At 55.4% G+C, this 18,885-nt stretch carries 32 protein-coding genes and 2 tRNA genes; 17 read left to right on the plus strand and 17 right to left on the minus strand.

Annotated elements, in window-relative coordinates:
* Positions 1-26: 26 nt before the first annotated feature.
* Positions 27-623, plus strand: coding sequence for a GNAT family N-acetyltransferase (locus IT971_RS07975; protein ID WP_063092854.1), 597 nt, complete (start codon positions 27-29; stop codon positions 621-623).
* A gap of 35 nt (positions 624-658) precedes the next feature.
* Here the strand turns inward: IT971_RS07975 and IT971_RS07980 are convergent, their stop codons facing one another.
* Both IT971_RS07980 and IT971_RS07985 read right to left on the minus strand, forming a co-directional pair.
* Positions 659-1,735, minus strand: a complete 1,077-nt coding sequence (locus tag IT971_RS07980; protein WP_063092855.1) for a S9 family peptidase — start codon at positions 1,733-1,735, stop codon at positions 659-661.
* Between the two features lie 45 nt (positions 1,736-1,780).
* A complete protein-coding gene (locus IT971_RS07985; protein WP_063092856.1) occupies positions 1,781-2,086 on the minus strand; it encodes a DUF6506 family protein in 306 nt (101 codons plus the stop codon).
* Positions 2,087-2,236: 150 nt separating this feature from the next.
* On the opposite strand from IT971_RS07985, the gene IT971_RS07990 reads away from it, so the two are divergent.
* From IT971_RS07990 to IT971_RS08010, 5 genes are all read left to right on the plus strand, one after another.
* Positions 2,237-3,397: an acetoin utilization protein AcuC gene (locus IT971_RS07990; protein ID WP_063092857.1), complete on the plus strand. Its 1,161-nt coding sequence runs from the start codon at positions 2,237-2,239 to the stop codon at positions 3,395-3,397.
* Positions 3,394-3,840 (plus strand): DUF192 domain-containing protein, encoded by a 447-nt coding sequence (locus tag IT971_RS07995; RefSeq protein ID WP_007090044.1) that lies wholly within the window; start codon positions 3,394-3,396, stop codon positions 3,838-3,840. The genes IT971_RS07990 and IT971_RS07995 overlap by 4 nt, the downstream gene beginning before the upstream one ends.
* Positions 3,841-4,024: 184 nt before the next feature.
* Positions 4,025-4,101: transfer RNA gene (locus IT971_RS08000), tRNA-Pro, on the plus strand.
* 127 nt (positions 4,102-4,228) lie between these two features.
* Positions 4,229-4,522: an ETC complex I subunit gene (locus tag IT971_RS08005; RefSeq protein ID WP_007090043.1), complete on the plus strand. Its 294-nt coding sequence runs from the start codon at positions 4,229-4,231 to the stop codon at positions 4,520-4,522.
* Between the two features lie 151 nt (positions 4,523-4,673).
* A tRNA-Arg gene (locus IT971_RS08010) sits at positions 4,674-4,750 on the plus strand.
* Between the two features lie 90 nt (positions 4,751-4,840).
* Here the strand turns inward: IT971_RS08010 and IT971_RS08015 are convergent.
* The 11 genes from IT971_RS08015 to IT971_RS08065 form a co-directional block, all read right to left on the minus strand.
* Positions 4,841-5,866 carry a tyrosine-type recombinase/integrase gene (locus IT971_RS08015; protein ID WP_196871139.1) on the minus strand — a complete coding sequence of 342 codons (1,026 nt, stop codon included), beginning with the start codon at positions 5,864-5,866 and terminating at the stop codon, positions 4,841-4,843.
* Positions 5,838-6,122 (minus strand): hypothetical protein, encoded by a 285-nt coding sequence (locus tag IT971_RS08020; protein WP_196871140.1) that lies wholly within the window; start codon positions 6,120-6,122, stop codon positions 5,838-5,840. Before IT971_RS08020 ends, IT971_RS08015 begins: the two co-directional genes overlap by 29 nt.
* A complete protein-coding gene (locus tag IT971_RS08025) occupies positions 6,119-6,493 on the minus strand; it encodes an ASCH domain-containing protein (protein WP_196871141.1) in 375 nt (124 codons plus the stop codon). The genes IT971_RS08020 and IT971_RS08025 overlap by 4 nt, the downstream gene beginning before the upstream one ends.
* A complete protein-coding gene (locus tag IT971_RS08030) occupies positions 6,490-7,179 on the minus strand; it encodes a hypothetical protein (RefSeq protein ID WP_196871142.1) in 690 nt (229 codons plus the stop codon). The genes IT971_RS08025 and IT971_RS08030 overlap by 4 nt, the downstream gene beginning before the upstream one ends.
* A gap of 112 nt (positions 7,180-7,291) precedes the next feature.
* Positions 7,292-7,486, minus strand: a complete 195-nt coding sequence (locus IT971_RS08035) for a hypothetical protein (RefSeq protein ID WP_196871143.1) — start codon at positions 7,484-7,486, stop codon at positions 7,292-7,294.
* Positions 7,483-8,091 carry a hypothetical protein gene (locus IT971_RS08040; RefSeq protein ID WP_196871144.1) on the minus strand — a complete coding sequence of 203 codons (609 nt, stop codon included), beginning with the start codon at positions 8,089-8,091 and terminating at the stop codon, positions 7,483-7,485. Before IT971_RS08040 ends, IT971_RS08035 begins: the two co-directional genes overlap by 4 nt.
* Positions 8,092-8,107: 16 nt before the next feature.
* A complete protein-coding gene (locus tag IT971_RS08045) occupies positions 8,108-8,431 on the minus strand; it encodes a hypothetical protein (RefSeq protein WP_196871145.1) in 324 nt (107 codons plus the stop codon).
* Positions 8,428-8,652, minus strand: coding sequence for a hypothetical protein (locus IT971_RS08050; protein ID WP_196871146.1), 225 nt, complete (start codon positions 8,650-8,652; stop codon positions 8,428-8,430). The genes IT971_RS08045 and IT971_RS08050 overlap by 4 nt, the downstream gene beginning before the upstream one ends.
* 113 nt (positions 8,653-8,765) lie before the next feature.
* Positions 8,766-8,996, minus strand: coding sequence for a hypothetical protein (locus IT971_RS08055; RefSeq protein ID WP_196871147.1), 231 nt, complete (start codon positions 8,994-8,996; stop codon positions 8,766-8,768).
* Between the two features lie 16 nt (positions 8,997-9,012).
* Positions 9,013-9,333, minus strand: coding sequence for a helix-turn-helix transcriptional regulator (locus IT971_RS08060; RefSeq protein ID WP_196871148.1), 321 nt, complete (start codon positions 9,331-9,333; stop codon positions 9,013-9,015).
* A 102-nt stretch (positions 9,334-9,435) separates the two neighbouring features.
* Positions 9,436-10,170, minus strand: a complete 735-nt coding sequence (locus IT971_RS08065) for a helix-turn-helix domain-containing protein (protein WP_196871149.1) — start codon at positions 10,168-10,170, stop codon at positions 9,436-9,438.
* A gap of 96 nt (positions 10,171-10,266) precedes the next feature.
* On the opposite strand from IT971_RS08065, the gene IT971_RS08070 reads away from it, so the two are divergent.
* Positions 10,267-10,482 carry a helix-turn-helix transcriptional regulator gene (locus tag IT971_RS08070; protein ID WP_196871150.1) on the plus strand — a complete coding sequence of 72 codons (216 nt, stop codon included), beginning with the start codon at positions 10,267-10,269 and terminating at the stop codon, positions 10,480-10,482.
* On the opposite strand, the gene IT971_RS08075 is transcribed toward IT971_RS08070, so the two are convergent.
* Positions 10,448-10,642, minus strand: a complete 195-nt coding sequence (locus IT971_RS08075; RefSeq protein ID WP_196871151.1) for a hypothetical protein — start codon at positions 10,640-10,642, stop codon at positions 10,448-10,450. The two genes, IT971_RS08070 and IT971_RS08075, sit on opposite strands and share 35 nt — an antisense overlap.
* Before the next feature lie 82 nt (positions 10,643-10,724).
* On the opposite strand from IT971_RS08075, the gene IT971_RS08080 reads away from it, so the two are divergent.
* Genes IT971_RS08080 through IT971_RS08105 form a run of 6 tightly spaced genes read left to right on the plus strand, consistent with a single transcriptional unit; the run spans position 10,725 to position 14,007 of the window.
* Complete coding sequence (locus IT971_RS08080) at positions 10,725-11,108, plus strand: hypothetical protein (RefSeq protein ID WP_196871152.1); 384 nt, start codon at positions 10,725-10,727, stop codon at positions 11,106-11,108.
* A complete protein-coding gene (locus IT971_RS08085) occupies positions 11,105-11,317 on the plus strand; it encodes a hypothetical protein (RefSeq protein WP_196871153.1) in 213 nt (70 codons plus the stop codon). Before IT971_RS08080 ends, IT971_RS08085 begins: the two co-directional genes overlap by 4 nt.
* Positions 11,317-11,805 (plus strand): hypothetical protein, encoded by a 489-nt coding sequence (locus IT971_RS08090; protein ID WP_196871154.1) that lies wholly within the window; start codon positions 11,317-11,319, stop codon positions 11,803-11,805. The genes IT971_RS08085 and IT971_RS08090 overlap by 1 nt, the downstream gene beginning before the upstream one ends.
* Entirely contained in the window at positions 11,802-12,176 is a 375-nt protein-coding gene (locus tag IT971_RS08095) for a hypothetical protein (protein ID WP_196871155.1), read from the plus strand. Before IT971_RS08090 ends, IT971_RS08095 begins: the two co-directional genes overlap by 4 nt.
* On the plus strand, positions 12,173-13,330 hold the full coding sequence (locus IT971_RS08100) for a CHC2 zinc finger domain-containing protein (RefSeq protein WP_196871156.1): 1,158 nt from the start codon (positions 12,173-12,175) through the stop codon (positions 13,328-13,330). Before IT971_RS08095 ends, IT971_RS08100 begins: the two co-directional genes overlap by 4 nt.
* The gene (locus IT971_RS08105; protein WP_196871157.1) at positions 13,330-14,007 is read left to right on the plus strand and encodes a hypothetical protein; all 678 of its coding nucleotides are present in this window, start codon (positions 13,330-13,332) and stop codon (positions 14,005-14,007) included. Before IT971_RS08100 ends, IT971_RS08105 begins: the two co-directional genes overlap by 1 nt.
* A gap of 68 nt (positions 14,008-14,075) precedes the next feature.
* Here IT971_RS08105 and IT971_RS08110 read toward each other — a convergent pair whose 3' ends face one another.
* Positions 14,076-14,462 carry a type II toxin-antitoxin system HicB family antitoxin gene (locus IT971_RS08110; protein WP_196871158.1) on the minus strand — a complete coding sequence of 129 codons (387 nt, stop codon included), beginning with the start codon at positions 14,460-14,462 and terminating at the stop codon, positions 14,076-14,078.
* 48 nt (positions 14,463-14,510) lie between these two features.
* Positions 14,511-14,699: a type II toxin-antitoxin system HicA family toxin gene (locus tag IT971_RS08115; protein ID WP_196871159.1), complete on the minus strand. Its 189-nt coding sequence runs from the start codon at positions 14,697-14,699 to the stop codon at positions 14,511-14,513.
* Positions 14,700-15,086: 387 nt separating this feature from the next.
* On the opposite strand from IT971_RS08115, the gene IT971_RS08120 reads away from it, so the two are divergent.
* The 4 genes from IT971_RS08120 to IT971_RS08135 all read left to right on the plus strand — a co-directional run bounded on the left by IT971_RS08120 (position 15,087) and on the right by IT971_RS08135 (position 18,210).
* Positions 15,087-15,575 (plus strand): hypothetical protein, encoded by a 489-nt coding sequence (locus IT971_RS08120; protein WP_196871160.1) that lies wholly within the window; start codon positions 15,087-15,089, stop codon positions 15,573-15,575.
* Positions 15,572-15,787 (plus strand): hypothetical protein, encoded by a 216-nt coding sequence (locus IT971_RS08125; RefSeq protein ID WP_196871161.1) that lies wholly within the window; start codon positions 15,572-15,574, stop codon positions 15,785-15,787. Before IT971_RS08120 ends, IT971_RS08125 begins: the two co-directional genes overlap by 4 nt.
* A 1-nt stretch (position 15,788) precedes the next feature.
* The gene (locus tag IT971_RS08130; RefSeq protein ID WP_196871162.1) at positions 15,789-17,288 is read left to right on the plus strand and encodes a primase-helicase family protein; all 1,500 of its coding nucleotides are present in this window, start codon (positions 15,789-15,791) and stop codon (positions 17,286-17,288) included.
* Positions 17,289-17,580: 292 nt separating this feature from the next.
* Complete coding sequence (locus IT971_RS08135; RefSeq protein WP_196871163.1) at positions 17,581-18,210, plus strand: hypothetical protein; 630 nt, start codon at positions 17,581-17,583, stop codon at positions 18,208-18,210.
* A 365-nt stretch (positions 18,211-18,575) separates the two neighbouring features.
* Here IT971_RS08135 and IT971_RS08140 read toward each other — a convergent pair whose 3' ends face one another.
* A complete protein-coding gene (locus tag IT971_RS08140) occupies positions 18,576-18,827 on the minus strand; it encodes a hypothetical protein (RefSeq protein WP_196871164.1) in 252 nt (83 codons plus the stop codon).
* Positions 18,828-18,885: the final 58 nt, after the last annotated feature.

Below are 18,885 nucleotides of genomic sequence, written 5' to 3' on the forward strand. Positions count from 1 at the left end.
GATCGACAGGATCGCGGAAGGTACAGATGCAGGACCGGCAAAGATTTTCCATTCATCATGGCATCGAAGATCGCCATATCGACAAGGCGCTTGATCTTTTCTGGCAGGCGTTTCGCCAGAAGCTTGCCCCGGTGTTGAAGCCGGAGGACAAGGCGTTGCGCTTCCTGAGACGGGTTGTTGATCCGGCACATGCGATCAGTGCGGTGTCGTCCGATGGTGATCTGCTTGGCATTGCCGGTTTCAAAACGCCCGCGGGGGCGTTTATTGGCGGGAAGCTATCGGATATCTGCGCGATTTATGGCGCGTGGGGCGGATTGTGGCGCGGGGTTCTGATCGATATTCTTGAACGGGATCTGTCCGAGGGGGTGCTGTTGATGGACGGCATTTTTGTTGATCCTGATGCGCGCGGCAAAGGTGTTGGCACGGCACTTCTGGACGGGATTGCACATGAAGCCCGGGCGCGCAATCTGGCGCAGGTGCGGCTTGACGTGATCGATACCAATCCGCGCGCCCGGGCGCTTTATGAAAGATGCGGCTTTGTTGCGGGCGAGGTGCAGGAGCTTGGCCTGCTTCGTCATCTGTTCGGGTTTCGCACGGCAACGACGATGATGTTGCCGGTTTGATGCGGATTAAACACAAAACGCTTTAGCGCGCCGGGCTATGGGCTTTGCGTGATCTGTTTGATCCAGGTGGTGATGTGATCTATCGCGCCCGGGGCATAGGCATGGCGCCCCATCACGACAAAGGCCAGTTTGACGATGTCAGGCATCTGATCGGCAAGCTGATAATTAAACAGGCTTGCGCGCAGCAGCCCGTGCGTCGCATCGGGAAGGGTGATGACCCTGTTTGCACGATTGTTGGGCAGGGCAAGTTTGCGATAGATCGTTGCATTATAAGCCGCATCAACATTGAGGTCATCTTCGCCCCATATGGCAAGCAGGGGCGATGTGACTGTTTCAAGCTGCTGTGCTGCGTCTGATCCGATATTGCGTTTCACAAATTCATAGCGGTCCTGTGACATGACTTCCTGATCATGGGGGATGGCCAGATAGTCCTGATAGGTGCTGTTGGGGCCGAAAATCCGGTTATCCATGTTGTGCGCGGTTGCAATGCGCATGGCGACTTCATCGGGCCGGGTGCCAAGGGCCGCGAGGCGCGTGCGCATGTAATAGGTGCCCTGATGCTGCCAATTGACTGCCGCGCCGATCAGGATGTGAAAGGCGGCATCGGGCAGGCGATTGGCGATATCGGGGATGACCCAGCCGGCCTGCGAAAACCCCAGAAAGCCGATTTTGCGGTTTTCGTTGCCATCAAGGTTGCGAAGGGCGGCGAAGGCGGACATCGCCTCGTTGGCGCGATCATTCATGGATTGATCAAGCCAGTTTCCCGTGCTGTTGCCAATACCCGCTTTGTCCCAGCTATACACACCAATTCCGTCATCCAGCAGGCTGTTGATCAGCGGCAGGTAACCGTCATGCGAAAAGCGGTCCTGCGGGCCATCACCATGGATCAGAAGGACAATCGGGGCGGTATTGGCCGCCGCACCATCGGGCAGGATCAGGGTGCCCGAAAGCCGGTTGCCGTGATCGTCAAATTCGACAAGGCGGCTATTGCGGCCTTCAAGATCAAAATCGGCAAGCCCCGAAAGGGCAAAGCCGCCGACAATGACAATAACGATGATCAGGATCGCAAGCCCCGCGAAAAGGCGGCGGCGTTTTGACGTTTTTCCGGGCACGGGCGGGGCTCCGACGGGTTGGTGATGACGATGGATTGAGAGCGATCAGGACGATGTCATGAAACGGGTCAGAAGGGCCTGATTGGCGGCGTCAAACGTGACCCGGCCAAGGGCGACGCGGCCATCAAGTGCGTTTTTGACCGCATCAAAATCCGTATCGGAAAAGCCGCCACAGGTTTCAATGACCTCTATCCCGTCCTTGGCAAAACTCTGTGCGGCAACGATCAGGGCCGCGATATTTGACGCGGCAAAGATATGGGTGGTGAAGCCATCGCCGGGCAGGGTGGTTTGTGTGCCACGTACCGGATATCCGTCGGCCTTGATCAGAAAGGCATAGTTTTTGATCGGCATGGGGCGGCCTGTCGTTTAAGAAAAGGGGCGTTTATAAAAAGGACGTTTAAGAAAAGAGAAAGTGTTCCGGGAGCAGAGTTACGCGGATGCGTTTGCGCGTCAATCCTGCGATGCCCCAACGAGCCCAGCCCGAATGAAGCATGATCGGTCATGATGCCATCTGATGAACCTGTTCTGAATTATCCCGATCGTCGCCGCCATGATATCCGTCCGCGCATGATCGCGGCCGAGATTTATCGCGGGTCGAGTTACGGGCCCAAACACCCCCTGTCGATCCCGCGGGTGTCGCTGGTGGTGGATATGGTGCATGCGATGGGTTGGGTCGATGGGGAAAATTACCTGACCGGGCCGGTGGCGACGCCGGCACAACTGGCACGCTTTCACGATCCCGACTATATCGCCGCCGTGGCACAGGCCGAACGCGACCAGATGTTGCCCGAGGACATGATGGTCAGATACGGGTTGGGGAAAAACGGCAATCCGATCTATCCGGAAATTTTCCGGCGTCCGGCGACAGCAGCCGGATCATCGATCATGGCCGCCCGGCTGATTGCCGATGGCGGGATCATCCATCATCCGGCGGGGGGCACGCATCATGGATTGCGTGATCGGGCATCGGGGTTTTGCTACTTCAACGACCCGGTTCTGGGCATTCTTGAACTGCTCGATTCGGGGCTGGATCGGGTGCTTTACCTTGATATTGATGCCCATCACGGCGATGGTGTGCAGATTGCCTTTGCCGATGATGACCGTGTTTTGACGGTTTCGATGCATGAAGAAGGGCTATGGCCGCGCACCGGGACGATTGATGATGTCGCCGGGGGAATGGCGCGGAACCTGCCGATGCCAAGTGGCATGCATGATGACGAGATGCGTTATGTCCTTCATGAATATTTCATGCCGCTTGCGCAGAAGTTTTCACCACAAGCCATTGTTTTGCAATGTGGATGTGATATATTAGCAGAAGATCCATTATCCAGACAGATGCTTGGCAATCAGGCCATTTGGGACGTGGTCGGGGCCATGATCAAAATGGCACCCAGGTGTCTGGTACTGGGGGGCGGAGGATATAACCCTTATGGGGTTGCGCGCTGTTGGTCCGGGGTGTGGGCGGTTGTAAACGAAATCGAAATACCACCTGTGTTAACCATCACAGCGGAAAATATCCTGCGTGCCGTAAAATGGACGCATAGCCGTGGAAAGCAGCCGGACGAAAAAATGCTGACCAGCATTAAAGATCCGTGGCGCGGCGGGGACATACGTGACGAAGTCAGGACACGCGTCCAAAGACTGAAGGGGTATGGGTTATGAAGTCGTTCATTCAAATGACCTTGGTTGTTTGCTTTATCAGTGCTGCCGTGATGGCGGGGCTGAATGCAAAGGCAACAGGGTTTGAACGATCGCGCCTGCTGGTGGATGGCAAGGTTTTCAATGTTGAAATGGCGGTAACGCCCGATGAACGGTCCCGCGGATTGATGTTCCGCACCGAAATGGCCGAGGATGCCGGGATGCTGTTTGATTTTGGCCGCGCCAGCGACATTTCAATGTGGATGAAGAACACCTTCATCTCGCTTGATATGCTGTTTATCGACAAGAATGGCGTGATTGTCGGGATTGAAAAACGCACCGTGCCGAAATCCGAAACCATCATTCCGGGGCCAAAGCCGGTGCGCTTTGTTCTGGAGCTTAATGGCGGTTCGGCGGACCGGTTGGGATTTGAAGTTGGCGAGAAGGTCGAGGGGCTGCCGCGCTAAGACATAGTAACAGCAATCGTGACAGGCCCGTTGCGGCCACGCGATCCTCAATCAGCAATAGCAAGGCCGCGGATGATTTCTGCGGCCTTTGGTTTTTGACCTGCATTTTATTTCCAATCCGGGCAAAAAACGCATAATGCGGTCTTGCCCGTGCGGAATTATGGTGCTAAATCCACATCCGCGTCGGGGAGTAGCGCAGTCTGGTAGCGTACCTGCTTTGGGAGCAGGGGGTCGCGAGTTCGAATCTCGCCTTCCCGACCATTTTTCCCTTTTGCCATACGGACACGTTTTCATGTGCCGGCAAAAGGTGTAAAAGATGACGAGACAGCGGGTGTTAGAGAGCCCCGAATTGTTGTCATCTTATCCGACGGTCAAGACGAGGGTCCCGATGAAGGTCCGTGTTTACAAACCTGCCAAAAACGCCATGCAGTCCGGTCGTGCGGCGACCAAACACTGGGTGATGGAATTTGAACCGGGTGCAAAGAAGGTTGCTGATCAGCTTATGGGCTGGATCGGATCGACCGATACCCGTGGCCAGGTTCGCATGTATTTCGATAGTCTTGAAGAAGCACAGGCATTTGCCGCCCGTCACAAGCTGATTGCCGATATCGAACAGCCGAAATCGCGCGTCCGCCGGGTGCAGGCCTATGCTGATAACTTCGCGTTCAAACGCGTCGTCTGATCCTTCGGCCATCAAGACGGCCGATCACCATCATCGGGGCGGTTTCCGCCCCGTTCGTCTGACAGAAGACGTTAAAGACTGAAACGATATGTCTATCATGCCGGGCAGGCGTCCAATGCTTTGCCCCGGGGCACCAACCGGCCCCCACAGCGGTCCCTTAGCTCAACTGGATAGAGCAACAGACTTCTAATCTGTAGGTTGCAGGTTCGAGTCCTGCAGGGATCGCCATTTTTCTATTTTGATTATCAAAGGTTTGGCGGTGTTTGGTGCGAATGCCAATTTTGCAGTTAGACACTGGTTTCAGCTAAAGTTAGACACTCAAGCGCCTTGATCAAGTCGGTTCAATTTGTCAATAGCCAATGATGCGGCGCGTTTTCGCTCACTATATTTGCGAACCATTTGTGCGGTTTCGTGGCCGGTAATGGCGCCAATCTCTTCCCATGATAGGCCAAGTTCCCGAAGGCGGGTGGCGGCTGCGTATCGCCCGCCGTGCGCGGTGAAGTCCGCGGGTAGGTCGGCTGCGTCATATGCCTTGCGCATCATTTTCGAAAAAGCCGTCGCGTCGTATGCCTTGCCCTTGGGTGCCGGGATCAGATTCAGGTGATCGTGATCTGGTAGCCAAATATCGAGGGCTTGCTGCAATACATTTGACAATGGGATTTCAACGCGTGCAGCGGTTTTTTGCTGTTTGACGCTGATCCATCCGTTTTTGATGTGGCCGCGCACCATCGTTCGAACATCTGATGCACGTTGTCCGGTGTATAAAATGAGTTCGAACGCAGTCCGTTCGCGCGTACCCATCGCCCAATGCGCCCGAAACTGTTCGATTTCATTTTCTTCCCAAGATCGAAAGCCTTCGCCTTCCTTGAGGCGGCGGGGGCGCGAGGCGGGGTTATGCATGAGCCAGCCCAGATCGATCGCATAATTCAGTATTATGCGAAGCTGAGAGACGATGGCGTTGGCCGTCCGCGGGGTGTTGTGGAACCGGTTGTGGAGCATTGTGACGAATTTGCGCGGGGTGGATTTAACGTCCATCTTCCCGGCGATGCTGCCTAATGTATCGAGGTGCCGGGAATATTCTTTTTTGGTTCGAGGCTTAAGCTGTTTGTAAATCGGGCTGGCTTTGTATTTGGCAATCAGGTCATCATATGAACCTGGCGTAACCTTTTTCCCGCCATTGGCGCCGGTTTGAAACTCTTCATGAATTCTTTCATACTCTGCCCGCCAAGCGTCGGAGCCGAGATCGCCCTTTATCCGGATTTTCGACCCGTCCCGGCGATAATAGCAATAAGTCTTACCCTTGACTTCATATGCTTTAACGTACGGCAGACTGATTAGAACCATTTAGAAGGTCGTCCCATGTTTCGGCGGCGATGTTTTCGTTGGTGGCTGCTTGTAAAGTCAGTCCGGATCTTCGATTGAAATAGGCCTCGACCGCGATGCTATCCCACCCAAATTCTGGGTCTTTTTTGGGGAAGCCGTCAAGCTTCCCTATTTTTCGATGCATTGTTTGCGGTGTGCAGCCTAGACGGCAGGCTAACTGCCAGTCTGTCCAGTAGCGAGGGTCAGGCACAAAGCCGGGAAGCTTTTTGGTTGTCATGCTGCATCCTCTATCGGGCGTATCTGGCTGAAATCAATGTCCGGGGTGAAAAAGCCGAGCATGCCCTTGCAAGGCAGGGGATTGATCAGGCGCGGATTGCGAAGCACAAAGCCATAGGGGCCGTTGAACCAATCGCTATCCATGTCGGATACGCAGTCGATAATCTCCACGATGCCAACAATAGCGCCGAACGTTTCGTGCGGGTGATTGATCAGGAAGCTGCGTTTGTCGGCTGCAGGGCCGTCAAATGACTTGCTGGAATGGATCAGCACGTCGCCGCGATAATTGGTTTCCCATTTCCGGTTTTCGACATCCTTGTCATCATGGAAAATGTGATGAACCCAAGGCTGGCGGACTGATAGAGCTTTCATGCCGCCTCGCTGGTCTGAGTTTCGCCGTTGATGATTGCTGCGACCTGTGGCGCAGTGAGTTTGAGGCATCGGTTGGCTGCGTTCGCAAGTCGTTGCGCCTCGGTTTTGGTTTGTCTCGGTGCAATCAGTGGGGAGGCTGTATCAATCCCGCCATCCGCTTTGTACGTATATAGAATCGGCCATGATCCGTCGGAAGACTGACAGTTGGCTGAGAATGCGATTTTGAAATCACTAGCGTCTTGTAGACGATGGACAAAAAGAAGCTCGTTCGACCAAATCTCGTTTGCGAGCCGTTCAAGTGGTCTGCGGTACCGGGCTTGATTGATGCCGGTTTCAGGGGTTGCGACCCGTGCGTCGTAGTATTGATTGCTGGCAACCGAGACCAGATAGGTCAGATGACGAACACCGTCGGTCCATTCCTGAGGGGTAGTTGTCTGAGGTAGTGCCACTTTTGTCGCTAGCTTACAGAAGGTTTCAAGTTGATCAAGAAAGCTAGGTCCTGCTTCGTGGCTGGCAAGGTCGGCTGCGTCCAGCGCGTCATAAAGTGCTGCAAGCGGATCTATTTTGATCAGGCGTTCGACCGCGCGTATCTTGAAGTCATCGGCGATCGTGGTGCCTTCGAACTCGGCAAGGGTGCGTTTGGCTTCTTCATATGCAACTGCATTCTGTTCAAAAATATCGGGCATGGTTCTGTCCTTGTTCCGGGTTTCTCGTCGCGGAGAACGGCGGGCGGGGTGCGGTTGGGGTTGGGTGCCGGTGGGGAAACCGGCATGCCCGCCGTTCTGCGGAACGAGGCGGCTAGGCCGCGTCGTCCTGATTGGTGGCCCGAAGGCCGACCCGTCTGATAAATTCATCGCGGTTGATGGGTGCGCCGGGAAAGCGTTCGAGATAGGTGTCGAGGCTTTCAAATGCCTTGCGCAGCGCGGTTGCGGCTTCGATTTCGGCGACAAGCAGGATTTCATCGCCGCGCATGTGTGGGTGATTGTTGCTCATGCGGCCATGTCCTGAATGAAGATCGGCAAGGTTACCTGAATGCGGTTGGCAAACAGGTGCTGGGCTTCCTCGGCGGTCATCGGCTGGACTTTGGTGGTCAGCGGACGAATATTCGGGTCGCCGACCTGCTCGGGCAGGTTGTCGCGGCTTTCGGTTGCCAAGGCGATCTGATCGGCGCGCTTGATTTCCCGGGCGATGTGATCAGGGACCGGCCATTGCAAACCGGCGGCAGTATGGATCGCCTCGTCGACCATTTCCTCGATGATCTCGCGGCCCATGCGGACTTTATGGAAGTTCTGCAGCTCGTTGCGGACATGGATCGGGAATTGCGCAAAGAAGGCCTCGTGCTCTGCGTCCTTTTCCGGGGTGCTGGTGTCGCCCGTGATGTATTCCTTCGCGTCGTGGATCAGGGCATAGGGCTCTGCCTCCGCACTGACCAGATCGGCGACAATCACGGAATGCTGCGCGACCGGGATTTTGGTATGCCCGGTATAGCGATTGATGTTTGAGAGGGCGTAGCAGACATCCGGCCAGTAAATGTCCGATGCCTTTGGAGCCAGCAGGTCGATTTTGCGGCCCGACATGGTTAGAACAATGGTGTTCATTTCGGTTCCTTTCGGATTACGCCGCCGGTGGGAAATCGTCCGGATCGGCGGGCGGGGCGGTCATTTCGCTGGGCGGGGTTTGGAAAATCGCGTGGGTGCGGACCTGGCGACGCGAAATCCAGATTTTGTTGCCGGCCTGCGGGTGGTTTGATTTTTCCTCGACCTTGATCATCATTTGCCCGGACGGCAGGGCGACGATGACCTCGCCCGCGCCCATCTTGCCGTCGCGGATAAAGATCAGGGTCGATCCCGGTGCGGGCATAACGGCCAGATTGGCGATCTGCTGGCGGATCGGGATCACGGTCGGAGATTTCGGGAATTGGGTCACGGATGCGGTCATGCTGCCGTCCTCCGGTTATTATTTGCTGTGATGGCGTCCTTGAGTTTCTGGCGGCTGGCCTGCAGACCGGTTTCGATCTGTTCGGCGGTGTGGTCATCGATCTGGATCGACAGGTCGCCAAAGCGAAGGGTGATGATGCCGCTAAAGCCGTTGGCGCCGTGGCTGATGGCCTCGGTGATGACCGGCTTTGCGTCGTGCTGGGTCATGATCATCAATGACATATCAATGACCCTTTCCCGGTTTGTGCCGTGGTTCGGGGTCGTCCCACATCGCACGCAGGAATGCGTCGATATGGTCTTTCCAGTTTTCAAGGCATTTGTGAAAGCTGCGCATGTCACTGGCTCCCGTCCGGTCGCCGCACAAGGCGGGTGATGGCGGGGCGTGACGGGCGCGGGCGGATGATCGCGGTGTTGGGCGACATCATGCTTTGCGCTGCGATGGTCAGAACCAGCAGCGTCATGATCAGCATCCAGCCCGGAAAATGCGGGTGGCCGAAATCGGCGATCAGATCGCCGGAGCCCTGATCGAATGTCAGGGTATTAACGGTGGTGTTTGAGAGAGACATGGGCGCGTTCTCCTCCTCAAGCCAGCACGCGCGCTAGAGCTTGCGCGAGTTCTAGAATTTCTGGGGAGGGGAGGTTGCCTTCCGGGCGGTTCTCTATAGGCGTCGCTGGGTTGGCCCGTCGTGCCCAAGTGGGTTTGCGAGCCTCGATATAGCCTGCGTGAATGTCGCAGGCTGAAACCTGACCATTTGTTGCTTTGCTGATCAGATGAATGATCTTTGGCGAACCGACCATTTGCCCGCAGCAAATGCGTGATATTTGTGAATCGGTCGCGCCGATCAAAACAGCAAAATCGCGCTGTTTGATATTATTTGCCTTGAGCCAACTTTTTAGCTGCATGAGTTTCTCCTTTTCGGAAATTCAACTCACGCTATCACCAAAATGGTGGATGTCAATGCAAAAAATCACCAAAACAGTTAAATTGGTGTATCTGTTTTGGTGTTAAAGCTTTCTGGCGTACCAGACTATTCGACCGATGATGTTGATTTCATCGACGGTTCGCTCGTATGTGGAGTGGTGGGCGTTGTCTGAAACGACCCGCACGGTTGGCGGCTCTGAGTTGGGTATAACCTCAATCCGCTTCACGACGACGCCAAAGCCGTCCCATAAGGCGAATACGCCGGGTGGGCTGGGTTGTTTGTCGGCAGTGTTGACGATGACGCGGTCGCCACTTCTGAGGGTGGGTTCCATACTGTCGCCTTGAACCTCAATAACCCTGGCATTTCTCGGGGCCACTCGTAACTCGGTAATCAGGTATTCTTTTGGGATCAGCCATTCCGCTTTGATTGCGTCTGTTGTGATGTGGTGCCCGTTACCGTTGGGTTTGAAGGCGATTAGTGGCTCGGCTCCACCACCCATGCCGGCCCGGATGTCTATTTCGGGTATCTTACTCTCGTCGGTCAAAGCATCGGCGTATTTTTCACGATCCGGGTCCGGGCCGAGCGGTTGAAGTAGTCTCTCTCGTGAAATCGGTTCGATCTCAATGCGGTCGTAGAGTGCATTTGTTGGAATGTTCAATGCCTCTGCGATTTTCATCACCCAATCGATGGTGAGTTTGCGCTGGCCCAACTCCAACCGGCTGATTTGCTGGTTGGTGGTTCCCAGTTTTCTTGCGAGTTCAGATTGCGACATTCCTGCCGCTTCTCTTGCCTCTTTAATGCGATTTGCGTTTTTCATGGTCTAATTGTCTCTATTCTGGTGGGGATGTCTATCGCCATGTTGGTGATTTTTGGTGTTGACGATACACCAAAATGGAGATAGCGTTCGGTTGTCATGAAATTAACGCTCTGGATACAGCAGCACTGCGGCGGAAGTCGGAAAGAGTTTGCGAAGATGATCGGCTCATCGCCGCAGGCAATTTACCGTTATGAGGATGGCGATCGCGTCCCGGCCCCGAAAGTTATGCACAAAATTGTCGAGGTAACAGGGGGTGATGTCACCCCTAACGATTTCTTCAATTTGAACGATGATCACTCTGAGGCGGCTTGAACACGCCATTGTCGTCTTTTTCCCATCCGGCACGTCGCAGAATGGCTTCCGCGTGTTTTCGGTCAGATGGATCGCTGCTTTGTTGCAGGGTTTCAAGGGCTTCGCGGAAATCTTCGGTGGCGCGTTTCAGGGCGTCAATTCTTTCTGACTTCGTGGTCATGTTCGTTGCTCCGTTGCTGCCCCTTTCTTATGGGCTTCGCCTGCTTGGGCAGCAACTCCCAAAATGGGAAGGTTTGATAGCCATGCCATATGTTCGATCCGAAAACAGTTTTGCTGACGCCACCACCAAAGCCATGCATGCCGTTGGTGGCGAGGCTTTGGCCGGTGTTTGCGGCGTTTCATATTCCCGGCTTCGCCAGTGTGCCAATCCGATGCGCGGCGATGTGATCAATATGCAGGCCGCGGTTGATGCCGATATCGCATCGGCGCGGGCCGGGGCAGGGTGCCCGCATTTTGAAAGTTACGCGGCCCAGCTTCATCGCGCCGGGGTTTTGGGAGGGTTTGATGCCGAACGCGCCGGTTTGCGCGCCCTGATCCGGTCCATCGCAGCACTTTTGCGCGAGGCAGCGGACCGCATGAGTGCCGCCCTAGAGCCGCAACCCAGACTTTGCGGGGTGGCGGCATGATGGCGCGGGTATCAGGGGCCGAGAAAAGGGCGATTTTGCAAAGGGCCGTCAATCAGGGCGGCGAATGCATGATTACCCGTCATGCCCGGGTGGCTTATGCCCTGCGCGATGATGGTCTGGGCGACGTTTCCTTTGATGAAATCGGGTTTATGGATTTTACGATCAATGATGATGGTCGTCATTATCTGGCGGCGTGGGGTGGTCGGTGATGGCGGGATATATTTCTGATCGTCACCGGTGCGAATATGCCCTTCCGGCTGTTTTGATGCAGCGGGTTGCCCGGATCATTCTTGAGCCGGGAACCAAGGAAGGCCATGCCGAGTGCCTTGAATGTCTTGAACGCGCCTGCAACGAACCCTTTGCCGACCTGCCGCAGGATCGGGCGCGCAAGCTGCGTCGACGGGTGATGACCCTGCAGGCGGAGTTGTTGCTTGACTATGAAGATCGCCCGGTGATCACGGTGTTTCTGATGGTCGTGATCTGGCTGCGCGACATGCTGGCAGATGGGACGTTGGTGCTTATCGAGGGATCGGACTTTGACCTTGCCGCCACCTGCCTGATCGCCCAGATCGAAAAGCATGATGATCTGGTCGAGGGGGCCTATAAATCTGGCGAAAAGAACGCCCGAAGGCTGGCCTCCAAGCTTGAATTGCGCGGCTATTATCAAGGGCGCGCTGCCCGAAAGGCGGCGGCATGAAGGTCATCGAAGCGATTTCCCGTCATTTGGTCGAGCTTGATCTTTTGTCTCGCCATTTTGGGGCTGGGGGTACCGACCGCTGGCAATATCTAAAGGATGTTTTCTGGGTGTCGAAGTCGGCTGAGGCTTCACGGGGGCTGCGGTCTTTTGGCTTGTTGACGGGTGTTGGTGTTCTCGAAATCGGCAGTCTTTGGCGTCATGTCAAGACAGGTGGCGAGTACCAGATTATCGGTGCCTGTCAGATTGAGGCCACAAACACCCCCGGATTTATTTATCGGTCTGTTGAAACTGGCGTCGTGTGGTGCCGCCCTCGGGGTGAGTTTCTTGATGGTCGTTTTGAGCGTATCCCGATGGCAGGGGGTGAAGTATGAGCCATCGCACCCCCATCCCCCAATCCGTCCTTGATGACATCATTGCCCGCACCGATCTGGTTGATCTGGTCGCAAATTCCGGCGTCAAGCTGATCAAGTCGGGGCGTGAATATCAGGGGCTTTGTCCGTTCCATTCAGAACGCACGCCATCCTTCACGGTGCGGCCCGACAAGGGCTTTACGCACTGTTTCGGCTGTGGCGCCCATGAAACCGCCATCGGTTATCAGATGCGCGTTTATGGCCAGAGTTTTATCGAGGCGGTCAAGGTGCTTGCATGGCAGGCCGGTGTTGATCTGACCGATTATGTCGGGCGGGCGGAAAAGCCCAAGGCCGCGCCCAAGCCCAAGATCGCCAGCCGCGCCGATGAAGGTACGCGTGAAACCGAAACCGAAAAGCGCCGTCGGCGCGGGCAAAGGATGTGGCAACGCGGCGTTCGGATCGAAGGGACCGCCGCCGAGGTTTATCTGGCGCAACATCGCGGGATTGATCGGGCATTGTTCCTTCACAACCCGGTGCATCGGTTCGTGCCCGATTATGAATTCTGGTATCGTGCGCGGGATGCCAAAAAGCCCGAGGCGATCTGGAAAGGTCCTGCATTGCTGACCGTCATGCAGTATCGCGATGACCGGTTTGCCGCCTGTCACATCACCTGCATCGATCTGGATCAGCCAAAGGGGCGGTTGAAGCTGATCGCGCCCGATGATGACCGTGATCTGAATACCAAGCGCGTGATGGGCGATCCATCAACAGCGGCGATGCGGCTTGGCAAACCGGCCTTTGTGATGGTGGGCGGGGAAGGGTTGGAAACGACCTATTCCGGCATGATGGTTTCCGGGCATTCCGGCTGGTGTTCTTACTCGCTTGATAACCTTGTCGGGGCGTCCTTGATGGATGCCAAGGGGGATCGTCATCCTTATGACGGGCGGCGTCGTTTGCCCGCCGTTGTGCCCGATATGGCCCGTCCGGGCATGATCTGGCCGCGGGAATGCCGCGAGCGGATTTTCCTTGGTGATGGCGATACCAAAGACATGCCGATGCTGCGCGCCAAGCTTGAGCGCGGTTGTCGCCGTGCGGCCCAAGAGGGCTGCAAGGGTCGTGTGGCCATGTCAAAGCCAGGTACAGATTTCAACTCGATGATCTTGGGGGCGGCGTGATGGTGAAGAAATCCAAAACCAACAAGGGCGCCATGATGCAAGGCGGTCAGTCGGGCAAGGTCGATTGGGAGCGCCCGGACGAAAACCAGTTCTATCCCACGCCGCCCGAGGCGACCGAGGCGCTTATGCGCGCCATGCCGCATCTTGCCGGGGGCAAATATTGGGAATGCGCGTGTGGTGATGGCCGGTTGGCGAAGGTGCTTGAATTTCATGGCTGCAAGGTCATTTGCACGGATCTGATTGATCGCGGATATGGCGAGGGCGGGGTTGATTTCCTTGCGACCACGCGCCCGCGTGCATCGAAAATCATTACAAATCCGCCCTTCACGCTGGCGCAGGCCTTTATCGAACATGCCATGCGCCTGCATATGGAAGAGGTCTGGATGTTGCTTAAAACCAACTATTACCAAACCGCCAACCGGCAGGGGTTCAAGGCGCGTATCCGGCCCAAATACAAGCTGGAGCTGTCATGGCGGATCGATAGCCTTGGCCTTGGCAATGGTGCGCTTGATTGCGCTTGGTTCGGGTTCGTCCGCGATTATTCCGGCCCGACCCTTTGGGATACGCTGCCAAAGCCGAAAATGGGCAACCTTGACCTGTTTTTGCCTGCTCAAGTGACGCCGACAGCGCAATCAAGTCTTGTGATGCCTTCGGGTGTGCAGGGGGTGTTGATTTGATGCCGGGTGCAAACATTCAATCCGCAAGCGGCCAGATGCGGGGGCATACAGGCCGCTTGCGGAAAATATCAAAGGGCACGCCTTGCGGCTTCTTCCAGAAAACCGGAAACCGCGCGTTTGCCGTGTTTGGCTTCGATCTGGTCAATCAGATTGCCGTCAAGGGTCAGGTTCATCCGGCGTTTCTTGCCGGGGACGGCAACCGTGACCGGAATGCGCGAGATTTCGGTGCATTCGGGTTCCGGATTGGCCGGCAGGGCTTCGAAGGCGGTCGGGACCGGAATATCGTCGCCGTCTTCATGCATGCCGTCGATGTGAAAGGTCAAAGCCTCGTTCGCCATTTCGAGCAATTCCTGCATGTCTTTTCCGCCCGTCACGCAGCCGGGGAAATCGGGGAAAACAATCGAATAATCGGTGTCGTCATCTTTGAAAATGACACCCCAATAGGTCTGTTTCATCGTTCTGTCGCCTTTGCATTATGCGGGGTCATGGATGGGGGAAGCTGCTTATCGCAGCTTCACCCCGGATTGTTTCTCGATACTTCGGAGCGTCCCGATCCTTATGTCCTTTTTCGGATGAAGGACGGTGGTGCGTCCGGGTTTGCTTGGGTGTTTGAACTGATGGTGACTGCCTTTGACATTCACAAGAAACCATCCGTCAGCCTCAAGCGCCTTGATGATCGATTTACTGTCCATGGCCTCCGCTTCCGTTGTTCATGGGGGTATTATGCGCACATGCTGTATAATCGTCAAGGAAAAAATACAGCAAATGCGCATAAAAATAGTGCCGGGTTGACTGTCCGGCGAGCTGGGCGTATGGTGCGTCCCATCAACGGGAAAAATCCGTTGTGGGGGCCTTCAAACCTCCTGTTCCAGACGGTCAGCCGTCACGTCAGTTACGGCTATTTTTGTGCCCGAAATTTGGGTGCATCTTCTCGCTTAGGGCGGGAGGGCGGTGAATATAAGACCCTTCGGGGGAATAAACCCGCCTGCCTCTGGACAGGTTTGAAGCCTCCCGCCACCAGTGCGGTCCTTCAAAGCCTCATTGGTGGTGTTGTGAAACGCCGACCAGAGGGCTTTGACATGACCGATGATGTTTCCGGGCGGAATCCGCCTGAAAATCCCCAGATCAAAACAGATAATGCCACCGTGCGCGGTCTTTCCCGTGCTGAACGTGCCGCAATCCATCGTCGCGCAACCGATGTTGCGACGATGCTGTTTCCCTATGTCCGCGATTACATGGTGCGCAGCGCTTTGGGTTGCTTGCGCACATCCCCCAACGTCAAAATTTCCGCGCTCCCGATGCCGCCTGATGTGGGGTTGATGATCGCCCGGTATCGCACGTTCGGCGTCGATGGATTTGATCCGCGCAAACCACATCACCATCGCCGTGTGTGTTCGGTTGGCGCGGCCCTGTCCTTGGTCGAGGCGGTCACAAAAATTCGCGCGGTTGCGGGTGAATTAGACCCGGAAATGGTGTTGACCGACGAAGGCAACGATTGGGCGCATGATCAGATTACATCCGCGCTTTCCGACCTTCTATCCATCGAAATTGACGCGGGGTTGCTATGAAAAGCCGCATTGTCGTTAAGCCATGTGATCATCGCGGATGCAAACGCGCCGGATCGCACATCATGGTCAATCATGGTCGGTGGTGCAGTGAACACATTCCGCCCGAATTTTACCGCCACAAGCGCATCGCTGCGGGACTTGAAAAAGAATTCGAACCGATTGGCGAATTGCCCGCCGATCAACGCAAGCCAAAACAGGAGAGGTTGTTCTGATATGTCAGATGGTCAAACGAATGAACCGCAAGAGCGCAATGCCAGTTATGAGGCGGCGAAGCAGATTATCAATGGCGCGAAGATTGTCGGCATTGATGGTGCGAAGCTTGATCCCGAGGATGTTTTGTATGACGTCGATGCGATGAACGAGCATTATGCGCTTGTCATGATGGGGGGGAAGCCGCTGATTTTGGAAGAAAACTTCAAGCGCGGTGAATGCCCGGTCGAAGATCGTGTCAACCTGATGTCGGTTGATGCCTTTCATGCGTGGTTTGCCAACCAAGAACAGCGGGTTTCCAAGGATAAGTCGGTCTCGTGGTCCAAGCTTTGGTTCAAGGACCCGCAAAGGCGGCAATATCGAGGGGTTTCCTTTGCACCGGGAAGCACGACGCCGTGGGGTGTTTATAACCTTTGGCGCGGTTTCAGTTTGCCTGCGGATTACGATGAATGTGAAAGGAAATGCGACATCTTCCTTGATCACGTGCGCACCAATATCGCGGGCGGGAACGAGGCGCATTTTAGGTTCATCATGGGATGGGCGGCGCATATGTTCCAGAAGCCGACCGAGCGGGCCGGGGTTGCCGTGGTGTTGCGCGGCGGGCAGGGCAGCGGCAAGACGTTGTTCGGGCAAACCTTGGGGCGGTTGATCGAAGATCATTATGCCTTGGTCGATGATCCGCGTTATGTGGTCGGGAACTTTAACGCGCACCTGGCATCGACGTTGCTGTTGCAGGCGGATGAAGGTTTCTGGGCCGGTGACAAGCACGCCGAGGGGCGGTTAAAGGGGCTTGTGACGTCCGATTATCATATGATCGAGCGCAAGGGCGTCGATGCCTTCCGGGTCAAGAACTATGTCCATTTGCTGGTGACATCAAACAACGATTGGGTGGTTCCGGCGGGGCATGATGAACGCCGGTTTGCGGTGTTTGATGTGGCCAATCGCAGCCAGCAAAACCGGCAGTATTTTGGCGAAATGATCCAGCAGCTTGAGGATGGCGGGTACGAGGCGTTGCTTGGCTATTTGCTGGCGTTTGATCTTGATAGCGTCAACCTTTGGGATATCCCGAAAACGGCGGCGTTGGCCGATCAGAAACTATCCAGCCTGTCGGTCGAGGAAAGCTGGTGGCTTGTATGCCTCAGGCGCGGGCATGTGACATTCCAGAGTGACGGGGTGCAGCATTGGATGCCGTATCTGCCGAAATCGGATGTTTATGCCAACTATCTGCAATGGGTCACGCAGCGCGGGCGAAAATTCCCGATGACGGAGGAGCAGTTTGGCAGGCGGTTGTTGCGCATCTGTCCGGGGATAACGGCAGGCAGGCGAAGGTTTGACCATGGGCAGCGAAAGTATGTCTATCAATTCCCGCCGCTTGATGAAAGCCGACGATTGTTTGCCGAAATGATCCGGACGGACATCGATTGGGATGAAGGCGACCTTGACGATGGAGATCAGGGGCAATCTGGCGTGGGGGCTTCTGATTTGTCGCCTGATGACCTTTGACGGGCGTGGTCTGTCTGTTTTTTCGTCCCGCCACGTCCTTACTTTTTAAGGGCGCGGGGGACGGAAAGACCAAGGGTTTTCTGGGCTGGTCCTATTTGTCCCCAAAGTCCCAAGTCGTGCATATATGTGTGTGGGCGGGCGTATATACACATAATACATATACATGGGTAATACGGGATATATAGGACAGAAAACATAAACTACTGAAATTAAACAACAAATACACCCCGATTTGTCCCGAAAGAATTTCAGAAATCAGGACGCCGTTGGGACGGTAAAAGGCAGGCAAGCAATGGACCGAGAAAAACTGATGAAGCCAATCGGCATTGAAAGGCTGGTAAACTGGGCGTTTGCGAAGGAAAAGGTCGCCGTGATGGTTGGTCAGGATCGCGGGATCAATCCGATTTTGGCGCAATTGCAGAATACCACCGTGCGCTATGGCGAACGGATCGGCGGGGGCGGGGCATTGGCCGGGGGGTATGATATTCATCCCGATGCGATGGCGGTGTTTGATTGCTGGCGCACGGTCATGACCTACAGCAGCGAAGGGGCAAGCATGATCCGGTCCTACGGCGAAAGCGCGCTTCGGCCCGATTGGGTAGCGGATGGGGTGGTTCGCTTTGTGCCGGAAATTGATCCGGCAACCGGTGCGCCCAAACCGGCAAGGGATGCCAATCGCAATCTGGTGCGGGCAAGCTGCAAGATTGTCCGGGTCGGTAAATCCGAAGCGATTGTTTCGGCAGCGCGGGCGGAATATCGCATCTGGTGGGCTGCGTTGCACCTGATGCAGGATTTGATGGCGGAGGTTTCGCAAAGTCAGGGCGGCTTGATGCGCTGGCGTCTTACCGGCGAAATGCCGCCCAAAGAACCTTGGACCATCGCCGGGTTTGGCAATGGGCTGGGCTTTGAAAAAGTGGCTTGACTTACGCACCTGTGTTTGACAATCTACCCCCGAACAGAAAAACGCCTGCACGGAACATTCCGGCAGGCGTTTTTTCTTGCCTCGATTGCTGTAGTGCGCGCCCTGCCTAGAAATAGGCGGGGCGTTTGCATTTCAGAATCGAGCGGGGTGATTGCTTGTCTGTGATCGATACCGAAAGGCGTTGTCATGTAACTCGATCTTTTTTCTCCCTCGTTTCCAGAACTATGACCCGCCGGGCGATGCCTGTGCGGGTCGTTCTTTTTGGGTGCTGTCATGGACGGCGGGGCGCTATGACCGGTTGGGCGTGCCGGTCGCGGGGCAACGCAGCGAACCGCCGTCCTTGTCAGCATCGAAAACTGATTAGCTCAGAATTTTATAACCGATTTAGCGTTCCACGACGCGTAGGTCTGCTGGCTAATGGCAGCGACGACAATACCGTCATTTTGATCCATTACTGCACGAAGTGTGTCGCGTAACGAAGTCGCATCACCTTGCCAAGGGATCGCATAGACAGAATCTAGTAGAGGCTTGGCATTGGCGCTCACGAGGAACTGGTAAAGGCGTGCGTAGTCTTTTCCGGGTGTGTTTAGGTCATACGAGATCAAGAAATAAGCCACATTCAATCTCCTCACTTTGGAAAACAGTGGTTAGTTTGACACTGATCTTTGGATTGGT

Origin of the sequence: Thalassospira sp. B30-1 (assembly GCF_015767575.1) — a bacterium.
Lineage (GTDB): Bacteria > Pseudomonadota > Alphaproteobacteria > Rhodospirillales > Thalassospiraceae > Thalassospira > Thalassospira xiamenensis.